Annotated in this window: 8 protein-coding genes and 5 pseudogenes; 12 read left to right on the top strand and 1 reads right to left on the bottom strand. The window is 35.0% G+C overall.

Annotated features, from left to right (window positions below; translation table 11 throughout):
* The first annotated feature begins 174 nt into the window (after positions 1–174).
* The 6 genes and pseudogenes from tnpC to OPR21_RS05595 all read left to right on the top strand — a co-directional run.
* Positions 175–1,518: an IS66 family transposase gene (tnpC, locus tag OPR21_RS05620; protein WP_265022247.1), complete on the top strand. Its 1,344-nt coding sequence runs from the start codon at positions 175–177 to the stop codon at positions 1,516–1,518.
* A gap of 1,418 nt (positions 1,519–2,936) precedes the next feature.
* Positions 2,937–3,384: pseudogene (locus tag OPR21_RS05615) on the top strand (crossover junction endodeoxyribonuclease RuvC).
* Positions 3,385–3,508: 124 nt separating this feature from the next.
* Positions 3,509–4,717, top strand: coding sequence for a DNA modification methylase (locus OPR21_RS05610; protein ID WP_265029758.1), 1,209 nt, complete (start codon positions 3,509–3,511; stop codon positions 4,715–4,717).
* A gap of 13 nt (positions 4,718–4,730) precedes the next feature.
* Positions 4,731–5,210: a hypothetical protein gene (locus OPR21_RS05605; RefSeq protein WP_114517343.1), complete on the top strand. Its 480-nt coding sequence runs from the start codon at positions 4,731–4,733 to the stop codon at positions 5,208–5,210.
* A 3-nt stretch (positions 5,211–5,213) separates the two neighbouring features.
* On the top strand, positions 5,214–6,695 hold the full coding sequence (locus tag OPR21_RS05600; RefSeq protein ID WP_265029757.1) for an ankyrin repeat domain-containing protein: 1,482 nt from the start codon (positions 5,214–5,216) through the stop codon (positions 6,693–6,695).
* Positions 6,692–8,083, top strand: a pseudogene (locus OPR21_RS05595) (phage terminase large subunit family protein); the annotation flags it as partial. The gene OPR21_RS05600 and the pseudogene OPR21_RS05595, both read left to right, overlap by 4 nt.
* A 552-nt stretch (positions 8,084–8,635) precedes the next feature.
* Here the strand turns inward: OPR21_RS05595 and OPR21_RS05590 are convergent.
* Positions 8,636–9,724, bottom strand: a pseudogene (locus OPR21_RS05590) (recombinase family protein); the annotation flags it as partial.
* A 302-nt stretch (positions 9,725–10,026) separates the two neighbouring features.
* On the opposite strand from OPR21_RS05590, the pseudogene OPR21_RS05585 reads away from it, so the two are divergent.
* From OPR21_RS05585 to OPR21_RS05560, 6 genes and pseudogenes are all read left to right on the top strand, one after another.
* Positions 10,027–10,479, top strand: a pseudogene (locus OPR21_RS05585) (terminase gpA endonuclease subunit); the annotation flags it as partial.
* Position 10,480: 1 nt separating this feature from the next.
* On the top strand, positions 10,481–10,705 hold the full coding sequence (locus OPR21_RS05580) for a gpW family protein (RefSeq protein ID WP_265030311.1): 225 nt from the start codon (positions 10,481–10,483) through the stop codon (positions 10,703–10,705).
* A 26-nt stretch (positions 10,706–10,731) separates the two neighbouring features.
* A complete protein-coding gene (locus tag OPR21_RS05575; RefSeq protein WP_265029756.1) occupies positions 10,732–11,763 on the top strand; it encodes a PDDEXK nuclease domain-containing protein in 1,032 nt (343 codons plus the stop codon).
* Positions 11,763–12,671, top strand: a pseudogene (locus tag OPR21_RS05570) (phage portal protein); the annotation flags it as partial. The gene OPR21_RS05575 and the pseudogene OPR21_RS05570, both read left to right, overlap by 1 nt.
* Positions 12,672–13,373: 702 nt before the next feature.
* Positions 13,374–13,634 (top strand): hypothetical protein, encoded by a 261-nt coding sequence (locus OPR21_RS05565; protein WP_265029755.1) that lies wholly within the window; start codon positions 13,374–13,376, stop codon positions 13,632–13,634.
* A 219-nt stretch (positions 13,635–13,853) separates the two neighbouring features.
* Positions 13,854–15,146 (top strand): hypothetical protein, encoded by a 1,293-nt coding sequence (locus tag OPR21_RS05560; RefSeq protein WP_265029754.1) that lies wholly within the window; start codon positions 13,854–13,856, stop codon positions 15,144–15,146.
* Positions 15,147–15,158: the final 12 nt, after the last annotated feature.

Raw genomic sequence — 15,158 nt, 5'->3', positions numbered from 1 at the left:
AAACTGTAACCGTTCACGCAATGGCGTCAACTTAAGAGCCTTCATTAGCAGACTCTCCTAAAGACATGATGGCGTTTAGGCTTATCAACTTTGTCCATTCACGGTATAAGAAAGTAGTTTACAAAAATTGCATAATTAGTATAAAAAACAATAAACTAGATAGATGAGGGGTTGATGATAGAGGTGCTACAAGAAAAGATTGTGGTATTGGAGTCAGAAGTTGGTACTCTGAAAGCAGAGAATGATAAGTTAAGGACAAAAATAATTGAGCTAGAGGATAAGCTGGGTTTAAATTCAAAAAATTCATCGCTGCCACCATCGCAAGATGTATATCGCAAAAAGACAAAAAAGAAGAGCGATAAAAAACCAGGCGGGCAGCCAGGACATGAAGCGCACAAGCGGGAATTGATGGTAGCAGATGAGGTGGTAAAATGTTCAATTGATACAATTTGCATGTGTGGAAGCCAAGTTATTTTAGAAGAAGAAACTGTGCATCAAAAGGTTGAATTGCCAAAAATTAAACCGATAGTGACTGAATATAGGCTACAAAAAGGCTACTGTAAGGCGTGTAAGAAAAGGATCTCAGCTAGTCTGCCTGAAGGTGTGACAAGGGATCTTTTAGGAGCTAATGCAAAAGCAGTAATTAGCAGTTTTAGTGGATTTTTTATCAATTCAAAAAGGGAAGTACAGCAAATTTTGAGCAGCATATTTAATCTGAATATAAGCCTAGGTTTGGTATCAAAGACCGAGGGTAGAGTATCAGAAAAATGTATATCTGAATACGAAAAAATAAGAGAAGAGCTACGGAAAAGCAAGTATTTACATATAGATGAAACAAGCCATAGGAACCAGGGAAAGAAAGGTTGGAGTTGGGTAGTAACGAATAAAACAGCAACACTTATGAAGTTAGTTGGATCTCGCGGAAAGAAGATATTAAAAGGGCTATTGCCAGAGTATGATGGAATAGTTATAAGCGATAGGTATGCTGCGTATAATTACTTTAATCGTGAAAACAGACAGATATGCTGGGCCCATTTAGCAAGGGACTTTGAAAGGTTTTTTTACAGTAAAAATGTTGAAGTGAGCAGAATTGGCGCAGCATTAAAATCGCTGAGCAACAGGGTATTTGTGGTAGATAGAGCACGTAAACAAAACCTGATAGACAATTTAAGATTTTTCCGGTTAATGAGGAAGATTCGAAAAAGGGTGAAACATTTTTTGCGAGAGATAACAAGGGTTGCAAAAGGAACTCAGGCCTCGAGAATGGCTGCCAATATACTACGTTCTGAAGATATGATGTGGAGATTCGTGCGCAATCCTGATCTGATCGAGACAACCAATAACCTTGCAGAACGTCAGGCTAGACGGTACGTCATTTATCGTAAAAATAGTTTTTTCACTTGGTCAGAACGTGGAGAAAAGTTCATTGAAAGAATGCTTTCGATATTTTTGACTGCACGTTTGAATGATCAGAATCCTGTCCAGAAACTACAGAATTTAGTCGCTATTCCTGCCTAATTGGGAATATTCCGTGAACGGTTACAAAAACTTCTTAATTGCTTTAAAAGCTAGGATTATAGAGGGTTTTTGAGTGTAGCCCAGTTTCAGGTAAAACCTTATATATTATATATATAATAAATAATAATATATAATAATAGAACATATAGGATATGTACCTTTCATAATACCTACCTAAATATTATTAACGCGCTTAAATGTTTAATTTGTTACTTTTTTAATAACAAGTTAAGCAAAAAAACATGAACTGTAATAAGTTTATTATAATATAAACCTTAAGCGAAGTTCCGCGGTGGCCATCTGCTCAACTGAAATGGTTTTCAAAAAGGCTAATATACCGTCCATTTAAATTTTTAACCGAAATATAAAAGTCGTTTTAACCGCGTTTTTAAAGCTACTCATGACCTAGATGAAGAGAATTACCCCCTTAGTCAAAGAACGCTTGTAACATAGCTTAAAATTGAAATAAATAGCATTACTAAGTATCTCCTACCACAATAAATCTCTTCTTAGCAAAAATACACATTTAATTTTATCATATCTTTTATTTATTGCAAAGATTTTTTTCATGTGGTAGGAGTGCTGTTGGTGTTCGTAGAAATTAAGAGCTACTTAAAAAGATACAAAAAAAGGGAGGGGACAAAAAAGCACTACCCTTTAAATGAGTTTAAATGCTATTTATAGAGTTGTTTGTAGTTAAAGCAATAGGAGGCTACCTGTCCTTGTAAAGATATTCTAGCAGGTTTCTTCTCCTTCCTTTCTCAATTCTTTTGCTTATCTCTATTTAAAGTTAAAATATAAAGAACTTTTATTATTATAACAACTATTTTAATGAATTTAATTAACTGGTTTTGACAATTTTGAAATTTATTTAAACTTTTTTGAAAAATCTCCGGAAAAAGTAGTAAGAAATCCGGTATATATATAATAGAAGGGCATTGTTTCAACGAGGTAGATGCACTTTAAGTACGAGAGCTTCAAGAAAATGTCAATCCTACCACTAACAAACAAACATTTAGTAGAAAGGAAATTTGGTGAGCTTGAGAATTTATATTTTTTTAGATGAGATAAAAACTTCGTTTTAAAGCTAGATGTGACTTTATGGGTTTATACAACAGCACTGCACCAAAGAACGCATATAACACCCTTTAAAACTTAATTAAATGGCATTATCAGCAACCTTACTACTATAGAACAAACCTGTATATAAGTCTAACACGATTTTTGTACTTTGCAAATAAAAAAATTGAACAGTTTTTGTAATTTTGGTGAATATATATATAACAAGAAAACAACTTTCTGCAGTAGCACATAATTCTCATTGTTGGACTACAAAAACCTATGAATTGCTGGTGTACTTTGCAGGAACCAAACGATATTTTGGGAATCGGTGCCACTCATAGTTTTAAATAATGAATATGTCAATTTTAACACTCGACCTCGGCAAGCAAACAGGCTGGGCAATTCTTACAGATGGAGTAATTGAAAGTGGAAGCAAAAGTTTTCATGGTAGTCGTTTCAGTGGAGGTGTTCTTAAACTTTCGTAATTGGCTCAATTCCTTGAAGCATAAGTTCACTGCAGTGTATTTTGAGGAAGTAAGAAGACATCTAGGAACTGATGCAGCTCATTGCTACGGTGGGTTTTTGGCTGTTCTCTCTGCTTGGTGTGAAGAACATCATGTGCCATACAAAGGTGTTAATGTTAAAACTATAAAACGCTTTATAGCAGGCAAAGGCAATGCAAGTAAGAGTGAAGTTATTGAAGCTGTAAAGGAAAAAGGGTTTTTGCCTAAAGATGATAATGAGGCGGATGCTTTGGCATTAATGTTTTACGCTATGAATCTTGGTAAAGATTTTAACACATAAAAAATACCGTAAAAGTGGGTCCTTTCGGCCATATTGGCGGGTTTGGTGGGTCAGACCCCAGGCCTTCTTTAGCGTCAGAGATATTTTAAATATTAACTTTTTAATTATTAAGAATTTAAATTATATGAATTTAGCAATCCACTACTATCCTGTTGAAAATCTTGTCGAATATGATCGCAACCCTCGCAAGAATGACGATGTGGTCAACAGAATGTGTGCTTCAATCAGGGAATTTGGCTTTCGTATACCAATAGTTGCAAAAAGCGATGGAACTGTGGTTGATGGTCATTTAAGACTTAAAGCAGCAAGAAAACTTGGTATGGAAAGTATTCCAGTAGTCCTCAGTGATAATTTAAATGAACCACAAACTAAAGCTTTTCGACTACTTGCCAATCAATCAGCTAATTGGGCAAAGTGGGATGATGATCTTTTAAAGGTAGAAATTCAAGAGCTAGAAGATTTGCAGTTTGACCTTAAAATGACTGGATTTGAATTAGAAAAAGTTCAACGATTTCTCGATGATTTTAATGGTGAAAAAGAAGATTTTTCTGACTTAGCTATTGATGACAAAAAAGTAACAAAACCAGGTGATCTTTGGATTTTAGGTGATCATAGAATCTATTGTGGTGATAGCTCTGTAGTTGAATCATATAAAGCGCTGTTAGATGATAAAATGGCAGACATTACTGTTTGTGATCCTCCATATAACGTTGATTATGGTAATAGCCAAGACAAAAAGATATTAAATGATAATCAAGGTGAAAAGTATGAGATTTTTCTCTATGACATCTGTTCCCATATTTTAGCATATACGAAAGGAGCAATTTACATCTGCATATCATCATCAGAGTTTTCAACATTGGAAAAAGCATTTGAGGAGGCAGGAGGAAAATGGTCAACATTTATCATTTGGGCAAAGAATCATTTTACACTAGGCAGATCTGATTATCAGAGACAATATGAAGCAATGCTCTATGGATGGAAAAGCGGCAATAAACGTGAGTGGCATGGCGGTAGAAATCAAAATGATCTATGGTTTTATGATAAGCCAACACATAACTCACTACATCCAACAATGAAGCCAGTAGAATTAATGGAAAGAGCAATAGTTAATAGCAGTAGACCAGGAGATATAGTACTTGATCCATTTAGTGGCTCTGGAAGTACACTGATTGCATGTGAGAGAACAGGAAGAATTTGCAGAACAATAGAGCTAGATTCAAAATTTGTAGATGTAACCATAAAACGTTGGCAAATATACACAGGTAGGAAGGCAATTCTTTCTGGTACTGACAAAACTTTTGCACAAATTCAAGAAGAAAAACAGCAATAAAGGGGCAAAAAAAGTGGAAAAGATCACACAAACGGAATGGGCAAAAGAACTAGGAGTTTCAAAGCAATATGTCTGTTATTTAGTAAAAAAAGGAATAGTTGAGTTGGAGGATGGTTTGATCAATAGAGAGCAAGCAAATGAAGCGGTAGCAGCAATAAGAGATCCAAGTCAGCCACTGAGGAGGAAAAATCCAGAAAACGAAAATACAAGTAACCTTTCCACAATGTTGCTTAAAACTCGAATAAAAAATGAAATGGAACGAGGTAAACTACTTGAGGCGAAAGCTAAGGCTGAGATAGGAGAACTTGTAGCAGTAGAGGAAGTAAAGCGCGATGCATTTAATGTAGCAAGAGTTGTCCGTAATAATTTGCTTAATATTCCAAATAGAGTTTCAGCACTGCTTGCATCACTGAGTGACACTGAAAAGATTCATATGGCGCTAACCGAAGAGATTACAAACTCATTACAAGAATTATCTAATATTAAGTTTTAAATAATGTCTGCTAACTTAAGTTTAGAATTAATAAAGTGTCTCATTAATCAACCAGGAGTGGATGTAAATGTTAGAGGATTAAATGGAAAGACACCGCTGCATTATGCAGTAGAAATTAACGAGTGTGGTATGGTTGCACTCTTACTGAACAGGAAAAATATTAATCCACTGATCACTGATGATGGTAAAAGTGCGCTCTCTTGTGCAAGAGAAGAAATATTACAGGCGCTAATTAATAACAAATACGGATCAGAGCAAGATAGCTTACTCCACTTAGCTGCGATGTTGAATGAAGCAAATGCTGTAAGGTTTTTACTCGACAAAGGGGTTAATGTTAATGAGCAGAATGCTCTACTACATACAGCATTACACTTAGCAGCAGGAGCTGGAAATGAAGAAATAGTAGAAATTTTAATTAGAGAAGGAAATGCGGATAAGGACATTCTTGATGCGAGAAATCACGCAGCAATTCATTATGCAGTAAACAACAAGAAAATAGGAGTAGTAAAAAAACTAGTAGACCTCGATGCAAATGTAAATAGGACCGGTAGTGGAGAAAATGCAACAAAGTTATCACCTCTTCACAATGCTGTAAGCGTTAGCAATTATGATGAACGAGATTTGTGTTTGGATATTGTAAGGTGTTTAACAAATGCTCCAAACTCCAAGGTCAATTTACAAGACTATGAAAATAAAACACCATTACATTATGCTGAAAGACTTAAAACAATAGAGGTTTTACTAACGCGAGAAGATATAGATCCTTTGATTAGAGATGATAAAGGCAAAACACCATTTTGTTATGCAAGAGAAAGGAATAAACAAGATATAGTGGAAATTTTAATGAGTAGTAAATATGGAGAAGATAAAAACAGTTTACTTCATTTAGCTGCAAAAAAAGGATATGAGGAGTTCCTAGAAGAGATTTTAGAAGAGGGAGTTGAAGTAGATATTTTAAACAATAAAGGAGAATCAGCGATATATCTTGCAGCAATAAATAGACATTTTAATATAGTAAAATTACTGCTAAAGAAAAGAGCAGATGCTACAGATGTTTTTCAGTACGCAATAACAACAAATAACGTAAAACTGATAAAGTTATTAAGCAAAGAAAAAGATATAGTTTTATTTGGAAAAAATGACAACTTTCCAACGTTTCATTTATTGAGCAATAAATATTTTGAAGAAAGGAAAATAGCAGACAAAAAAATAAAGAAATATATCAATATCATCTGTGTTTCTATAACAGTATGTGCAATAGCGATAGTGGGAATTTACCCTAACATTATAGCTGCAGTAATGGTGGGAATAGTTGCACTCATAGCTGCAATAGTAATGAGTAATTTAATTCAGAAGTATATAGAAGAAGCGCTTGAAAAGAAAATGTTTATTGAACTCGAAAGTGAGAAAACAAGTGAGAGCGTAAGTCCTAATTTAAGTGATGTTGAAGTATCATCTAATGATGGTGAAGAGCTAGCAATATGATATACGCCACATCATTTTCTGAAGGTTTAAAACCAGATCCAGAGCTTAAAGTATCAGAGTGGGCGAATGAGTATCGAGTTCTAGCACCAACTGCAGCATCAGAGCCAGGAAAGTGGAGAACGGAAAGAACTCCTTATTTAAAAGAAATCATGGATTCACTTTCTCCGTCCTCACCAGCAGAAAAAGTAGTATTTATGAAGGGAGCGCAGATTGGAGGAACAGAAGCTGGCAACAATTGGATTGGCTATATCATCGATCAAACACCAGGACCAATGCTAGTAGTACAGCCAACAGTTGAAATGGGAAAGCGTTGGTCAAAAGGAAGATTTGCGCCACTGATTGAAAGTACACCATGTTTAAAAAGTAAAGTAAAAGACCCAAGATCAAGAGATTCAGGCAATACTGTACAAAGTAAGGAATTTCCAGGTGGAATAGTAGTAATAACCGGAGCAAACAGCAGTGTAGGACTTCGCTCTATGCCAGTAAAGTATCTCTTTCTTGATGAAATAGATGCCTATCCAGGAGATTCAGGAGGAGAAGGAGATCCAGTACTGCTCAGTATTGCACGAACTAATACATTTGCACGGCGAAAGATTTTTTTAGTATCAACACCAACGATTCATGGAATAAGCAGAATTGAGAAAGAATTTGAAGCAACAGATAAGCAGTACTTTTTTGTACCATGTCCGTATTGTAATTACTATCAAGTTCTAAAATGGTCACAAATTAAATGGGAAAACAACGACTCAAGAACAGCACATTATGTCTGCACTGAATGTAGCGGCAAAATAGAAAATCATCAAAAGACAGAGATGCTAGACCGTGGAGAATGGAGAGCTACAAATCAAGTACACAATAGCAAAGTAATAGGATTTCACCTTTCAAGTCTTTATAGCCCAGTTGGGTGGTATAGTTGGCAACAAGCAGTAGAGGATTTTCTGCATGCAAAGGAAAGTGAACAATTACTGAAAGTTTGGATCAACACAACGCTTGGAGAAACCTGGGTAGATAAGGGAGAAGTACCAGACTGGAAGCAATTATTCAACAGAAGAGAATTTTTTCCCGTAGGCACAGTACCTAAGAGAGAAGTGGTACTTACTGCAGGTGTTGATGTTCAAAAAGATCGGTTAGAAGTAGAAGTTGTAGCATGGGGAAAAAGCCGTGAAAGTTGGTCAATAGACTACCGAGTATTTGAAGGAGACACAGGAAGTGGAGAAGTATGGAAAAAGCTTTCAGAGCTCCTCAATCATCATTTTATCGGTGAAAATGGGCTTGAATATATGATAAGTATGATGGCAGTTGATGCAGGATATGCAACACAGGAAGTTTACAACTGGGTAAGAGGTCATCAAGGGTCGGGAAGAGTAATGGCAGTAAAAGGTGTAAATACCCCGCCAACAATGTTGCAAATTTTTCTTTTCTTCTCGATTATTTCCAGGAGAGTTTGGTAGCTCTTTTACACGAAATACCACATTTACGTCCTCAAGGTTAATTTCAATTCTCTTGACTAACGTTCTAATAATATCACGTTTAGTTAGCCAGTCTGCGTTATCAAGGTTTGATGTAATATTGGAAGAAAAGTCTTCTAAATTGGTTACAACCAAAGTTAATTCCTGTTTTAATTTCTTTTGATCGAATATCCTTTTCTTCTCCTCTTCAATTGTTTTTAAACTTTGTTTCATTGCTTTAATTCGTGGTTCAAATTCTTCTTGATTAATATATTCTTGAGCATAACTATCAATAAGTCTAGCAATACCACGTTTTAATTTATTTTCTTGTTTCTCTAGTAAATCGCTTTTTTGATCCCATGATGATTTTTTAAGCTCTGAAAGTCTACGCCTGTATTCTTCTAAAACCCTATTTGGATTTTTCAATAAATGCTTAACCTCTTCCCACACGGCTGTTTCTAATGCATCTGTACGAATGTGTTTATTATCACAAATTTTATTACCACCAAAACGGTAAGAATCTCTACCAATACAACGATAATAAGCATAATGATCAATTTTTTCTCCTCGCTTATTTCTTACAGGACTTCCGTAATATGCATAACGACAACGCTTACATACGATTAAACCTTGTAGTAAATGTTTTGCTCCTCTTTCTCTTGTCCTTGCTATTTTTCTATTCTCAGCTAATTGTTCTTGAACTATATCAAATACATCTTCGTCCACTATATTTGGCACTTTAACATAAATCCAATTTGCTTTTTCAACAGAATAGGTAGAGTAATTATCTTTCGGTTGTTCACAAGAATGTTTCTGTGGTCTGATATGTTGTAACTTTATACCTACTTTTGTTTTACCAAAAGCCGCTTGTCCTTTGTAAGCAGGATTTTTTAACATACCCCAAATCACACTTCTATCCCAGCACTTTTTTCCTGTTCGTGTTATAATAGACATAGTGTTTAGCCGACGACACACTTCCCCAATACTTGTCCTTTCTCTTCCTATCCACAAAAATACTTTCCTAACAACATTAGCTTCTTCTTCGTTTATTTCAAATAAAGCTTGTCCTCCTCCCATATATTTATCTATATAACGATAACCATAAGGAGCTCCTCCCATTACGCTTACACAACCTTTATTAGCTGCATAAATCTTTCCGCGACGACTTCGTTCCATAATTTTCGCTCGTTCATATTCTGCTATCATACCTTGCATTTGTAACAGCAATTGAGATTCTGGATTATCGTTAATCTCATAATTTAAGAAAACCGTTTCTGCTCCTGCTTTCTCAAATTCTTCAAGTAATACCATTTGATATGCATATTTTCTAGATAAGCGATCAGGTGAATGAATGTAAATTCTATCAATTTTACCTTCTGTTACTTTATCACGTAACTTTTCTAGATCAGGACGGACTAGATTAGATCCACTGTAGCCATTATCAATAAATTTATACTCACTTAATAATTTGTATCCATCCGTACTAATTTGCTTCTCTAAAGCTGCAACTTGACTTGCTATTGTATTTTCTTGTGCTTGTTTCCCCGAAGAAACTCTTGCATATAAACTCACTGTTACCATTTGATCCTCCTTGAATCCCATTTTTATGTTTTAAATTTTTTTGGCTTACTTGCTTTGACACGGCTTTTTCATAAGCATCTAACAAATACTTTTCTGCCAACCGGTTAGTTTCATAGCTACAGCTAATCCGTATAGCTAATCTCTTATTTCCCATGAACTTTCCTTGAAATAATATGTTCATATCATTCATTGAAACTGATGGTTAATTGATTGTTGGCACTATAAATAAATGGCACTCTTGTTTTTGGACATAGAAGTTTTCGAGAAATGCTTTTCTCTAATTTTACGTTTTTTGCAACATTGTTGGCGGGGTAAATAAAGCGCTAGTACCACTTAGCAGCCCAAGTAGAGTAGATATAACAGTTGGTGGTCAAAAGCTAAAGAGAGGAATAAAGCTCTGGCCAGTAGGAGTGTCGATATTAAAGTCAGAGCTTTTTCAATTACTTAATATTTTGAAAGAAGAAGAGAAAGTGCCAGCAGGATATTGTCATTTTCCTGAGTATGCACCTGAATATTTTAAGCAGCTAACGGCAGAGCAATTAGTCAGCAAGGTAGTAAAAGGATACACCAAACAAGAGTGGCAAAAGGTAAGAGAAAGAAATGAAGTACTGGATTGCCGAATTTATGCGAGAGCAGCATCTATTGCGCTTGGAATCGATCGTTGGCCAGAGAGTAAATGGAATAGTTTAAGTGAAAAGCCAGAAAGCAAAAAACCTAAGAAAGTGAGACAAAGCAAATGGTTGAATGAGAAGTAAGATGTACAACGAAGAGTATTTAATTCAAGTCGAAGAAGCGATAAAGAAACTGCAAAATGGAGAGAGAGTAGTATCAATTGCATATGGTGACCATGTTGTAAGATATGCTGAAGTAGATATAAATGATTTACTAAGCTTAAGACAACGAATTAAGGCTGAATTGAAAATTGCAGGTATGAAGCCAAAGAGGAAAATTGTTTTTTCAACGAGTAAGGGGATCATATAATAATAAAAGTTGTTGAAAGGAACTTTATGACAAAAGTTATAGCAAAAGAATATACAGAATTTTTAGAGCAGCTCAAAGAACAGATTGCTACTAGTCGTTATAAAGCAGCACTAGCAGTAAATAGCAAGCTTATTGTGCTTTACCACCATATTGGTACAGAGATCTTAAAACGCCAAAAAGAGCATGGCTGGGGTGCTAAAATCATAGATCAGCTAAGTAAGGATTTGAGAAGCGCATTTCCAGAAATGAAGGGATTTAGTGCTAGGAATCTTACTTATATGCGTCAATTTGCTGCAGAATATCAAGATACTGAATTTACGCAGCAGGTTGCTGCACAATTGCCTTGGTTTCATATTGTAGTTATTTTAGATAAAGTAAAAGATCCAAAAGAAAGACTATTTTATTTTCAAAAAGCTATAGAGCACGGCTGGTCACGTAGTATAATGGTGATGCAAATCGAACGTGAATTGCACAAACGTCAAGGAAAAGCTGTTACTAACTTCAAAGATAAGTTACCTTCTCCCCAGTCAGATTTAGCACATTATACATTAAAAGATCCATATATTTTTGATTTTTTGAGTATAGGAGATGATGCTCATGAAAGAGAAGTAGAAAAAGGTCTTGTAGGCCATGTGGAAAAATTTCTGCTAGAGCTAGGGGAAGGATTTGCATTTGTAGGTAGGCAATTTCACTTAGATGTTGGAAATAAAGACTTCTATATTGATTTATTGTTTTACCATTTAAAGTTACGTTGCTTTGTAGTAATTGAGCTAAAAGACAAAGATTTCAAGCCAGAATATGCAGGTAAAATGAATTTTTATCTTTCAGCCGTTGATGATTTACTAAAGCACGAGACAGATCAACCATCTATAGGATTAATTTTATGCAAGTCAAAGGATAACGTGCTAGCTAAGTATACACTGAAAGACATAAATAAACCGATAGGGTTGGCAGAATATAAAATTACTGAAAATCTACCAGAGAATGTAAAGACAGCCTTGCCAACAATAGAAGAGCTAGAGGCTGAGTTATCCAAAGTTTCAGATAAGGAAAAGTAATGCTATTAAAATCGTTCAAGCAATTATTTAACAAACCAAAGATAAAAAGCTCAGCGTGGGATGCAGCAGGCTCAGGAAGAAGATTTTTTCACTTTCAACCAGAGTTAGGAAGTATAAACAATTTGCTGTCTCAAAACCTTGAAACTTTACGTAGTAGATCACGTGATATGGTGAGAAAAAACCCATATGCAGCAAATATCATTGATACAATAGTAAGTAACTCTATTGGAACAGGAATAAAACCACAATCAAAAGCAAGGGATGGAGAATTTCGAAAGAAGGTGCAAGAATTATGGCTAAAATGGACAGATGAAGCAGACAGTAACGGAGTAAGTGATTTTTATGGATTACAAGCTATAGTGTGCAGAAGTATGATAGAGGGAGGAGAATGTTTTGTACGTTTAAGAACGAGAAAGCTGGAAGATGGATTTTCTGTGCCATTACAACTGCAAGTACTAGAATCAGAGCATTTGGACAATAAGAGCAATAAAACACTAGCCAATGGTAATGTAATAAGAAACGGCATTGAGTTTAACAGGCTTGGACAAAGAGAGGCATATTACTTATTTAGAGAACACCCTGGTGAAGGTTCGTTTGGTGAATCAGTGAGAGTGCCAGCAAATGATGTTTTACATATTTATAGACCACTAAGACCTGGTCAGATTCGAGGAGAGCCATGGCTTTCGAGTATACTTCTGAAACTTTATGAGCTTGATCAATATGATGATGCAGAGCTGGTGAGAAAGAAAACTGCAGCAATGTTTGCTGGATTTATTACGAGACTCGATCCAGAAGCAAATATCATGGGAGAAGGTGAAAGTAATGAGCAAGGAGTAGCACTATCAGGTTTAGAGCCAGGAACAATGCAGCTTTTAGACCCAGGAGAGGACATAAAATTTTCAGAGCCATTGTAATGTGTATTTTACTTCGTAAAAAGCCTACCAATTCGCTTATATTTATTGTGGTGCGAGATAATACTAAAGCGTCATCTTTGACATATTGAGAAAAGTTCATTTTACCCTCTATATTAATGCTATCATGTAACATACAAGCGTACATAATAACGCTATCATTAAGATATCCAAACTATAAGTCAACCACTTTTTCAAAAAATATTTTCAATAAAAATGTAAGTCAATTAGCATCACAAAAAATCTAATTATTTACTTTTTCAAAAAGCACAAAAAAGTACCTACCTTTGTGAGAACAATTTAAACAAAAGCGGTGTTGTGAAAATAAAAACTTGAAATTTCTGCAACAAAGCCAAGCAAATTAGTTCGTACCTAAATGTGGCAAAAATAGGCTAATATAGCTGATTTTGTGATATAGTAGAATTATTATAAAGAAAAGTTCGAACAGATCTAGCGGTAGACCACACGATCCCAAAACGAAATGTTCTCACCGCCCTTGTTTTTTGGTGAGGGAAATGGTTGTATTATTTAGGTTATTAATAAGATATAATACTAAATTAATATTAATTTATTTAAGAACAATTAAGGCAAATTTATAACAAGAACAGAATTTAAAAGCAAACAAAAGATCCTATATTGAGCCTGTTGAGAGCCTTTTATCAAAAATTACTCCAAACTAAAAAAAATTTCAATTAGGGGTTGACAAATTTTAAAGGTGGAGTAATATGCCTAAAATGGATTCAGTTACTTATAGGTCGAGAAGTAGTGAATATGCAAAGAGAAAAAGCTAGAAGGTACCTAAGAATAGATTGTTACAAGATAGATAATAAGTGCAATAAAGTTAGCGGGTGGACAACACAGAACATAACAACGGAGAGGACTGAAATTCCTGAAGATGCAAAGATCAACATTTTTTATATGGTAGAAGGCAGCATGGAATCGTGTTGTGTATTGAAGTGAGTTTTAAGTAAACTTGGGAGATTTTTGAGTTTCTGCTTATGGATTACTATAGTAGCATAACAGAAGTTAGAATATGATGCAAGACAAGTTCGATCAAATAGTAGAGGTAATAAGTGCTACGTTGAAGCAGTATACAAACAAGTACAGTCTGATAGAAAGAAAAAGTTATGATTTCTACTAAATGTTGCAGTATTTTTATACGTTTTAGAGGAGGGTAATATGTTACGTCAGGATATTTCAGAAGTTTTATTTTCATCTATTAAAGAGGACGATCCTTATAGGTCATCTAAACTTCTTCAAATTGAACGTTGGTGCTATGCGCATTGGAAGATACATGAAGGATATGGTCATATCAGAAATAATTTTCTTGCGCAAGTGTTATCTAGTGAGGATTGCTGGGAGAAAGTTAATAATTTACATGGAGTGAAGCTCAATAGACAAATGGTAGGTAAAAAATTAATTGCGCCGGGTTCAGATAGTAACCCAAATCCATTTGGCACTGATAGATACAAAATTGCTTGCAGGTGTTGCTTGGAAGAGGATATCATCAAAATGTTTGAGAATCGTAAGCAGGAGCGTAATGTAGAAAATGAGGATTCGTTAAAGAGGTTAGTAAGTAATTTAAGCTATGGTGATCCCCTGAAAACTTTCTGGTCACACCTTATTGGCGGTTATATATCTAAGTTGAATTTGAAAGGTCGTCATCCATATGAGTATGGGCTTGACTGTGCTGTAGATAGGAAACAAGCAGAAGCAGTGGAGTTTTTTTGGAATAAGATAAAATCATTACCTGAAGATGAATTAAGTGCACAAAAGAAAGATGAAATTTTCATGAAAAATGCAGTTTACACAGCAGGAGGTAATTTTGGAGTCTGTTCCGATATATTTGAGTTTTTCTTTGATCAGATAAATCCTGATAGATATCCAGAGCTTTTAAGGAGAGATTTAGAGAAAAATGGTTGTTATGGTTCTTTAAACAGAATGAAGGAGATGCTCAGCTTTGATAAGTATCAGGAACTATTTGATTGTTTAAAACCAAGTGACATTTCAGAAGATTATTATAATGCCCGCTTGGACTCTATAGAAATACAAAAGTATTCGGGACGTTATGCAGATGCAGCTGAAAAGCTTTTTTTGCATATATGGACAAAAGAAGGGTTTGACAGTCATCGTGCTCTTGTAATAGATGAAGAAGTAATGGATTCATCTTCCTATCTTCATAGAAAACTCTTAGTACCTTGGGTGGAGAGGGGTTGTATGAAACCAGTATGGGCAGTACTAGATAAACTAGATTCTAATCAAATAAAGGAATTTATGACCTATAAACAAGCGGATTATATACGTTCTATATTAGAGCAAGTAGATAATAATTCATTAAATAAGTTTTTGTCCTATGGTAAGTCTATTAATAAGAATCCTAATCAAAAAAGTATACCTGGTCCAAGTGGTGATTTGGCTGAAGTGGAAGTTAGAAAAACACATAGTCAGTCCCATATAAGATTGGGTAAATAAAAAAACATTATA

The organism is Wolbachia endosymbiont (group A) of Philonthus cognatus (assembly GCF_947251755.1).
Classification (GTDB): Bacteria; Pseudomonadota; Alphaproteobacteria; order Rickettsiales; family Anaplasmataceae; genus Wolbachia; species Wolbachia pipientis.
The sequence above is the reverse complement of the archived record's forward strand: the minus strand, read 5'-3'. Positions and strand labels throughout refer to the sequence as shown.

What these genes read in the sequence shown, in the direction of transcription:
- tnpC (WP_265022247.1), top strand. Translation starts at nt 175, where the DNA reads ATGATAGAGGTGCTACAAGAAAAGATTGTGGTATTGGAGTCAGAAGTT.
- OPR21_RS05610 (WP_265029758.1), top strand. Translation starts at nt 3,509, where the DNA reads ATGAATTTAGCAATCCACTACTATCCTGTTGAAAATCTTGTCGAATAT.
- OPR21_RS05600 (WP_265029757.1), top strand. Translation starts at nt 5,214, where the DNA reads ATGTCTGCTAACTTAAGTTTAGAATTAATAAAGTGTCTCATTAATCAA.
- OPR21_RS05580 (WP_265030311.1), top strand. Translation starts at nt 10,481, where the DNA reads ATGTACAACGAAGAGTATTTAATTCAAGTCGAAGAAGCGATAAAGAAA.
- OPR21_RS05575 (WP_265029756.1), top strand. Translation starts at nt 10,732, where the DNA reads ATGACAAAAGTTATAGCAAAAGAATATACAGAATTTTTAGAGCAGCTC.
- OPR21_RS05560 (WP_265029754.1), top strand. Translation starts at nt 13,854, where the DNA reads ATGTTACGTCAGGATATTTCAGAAGTTTTATTTTCATCTATTAAAGAG.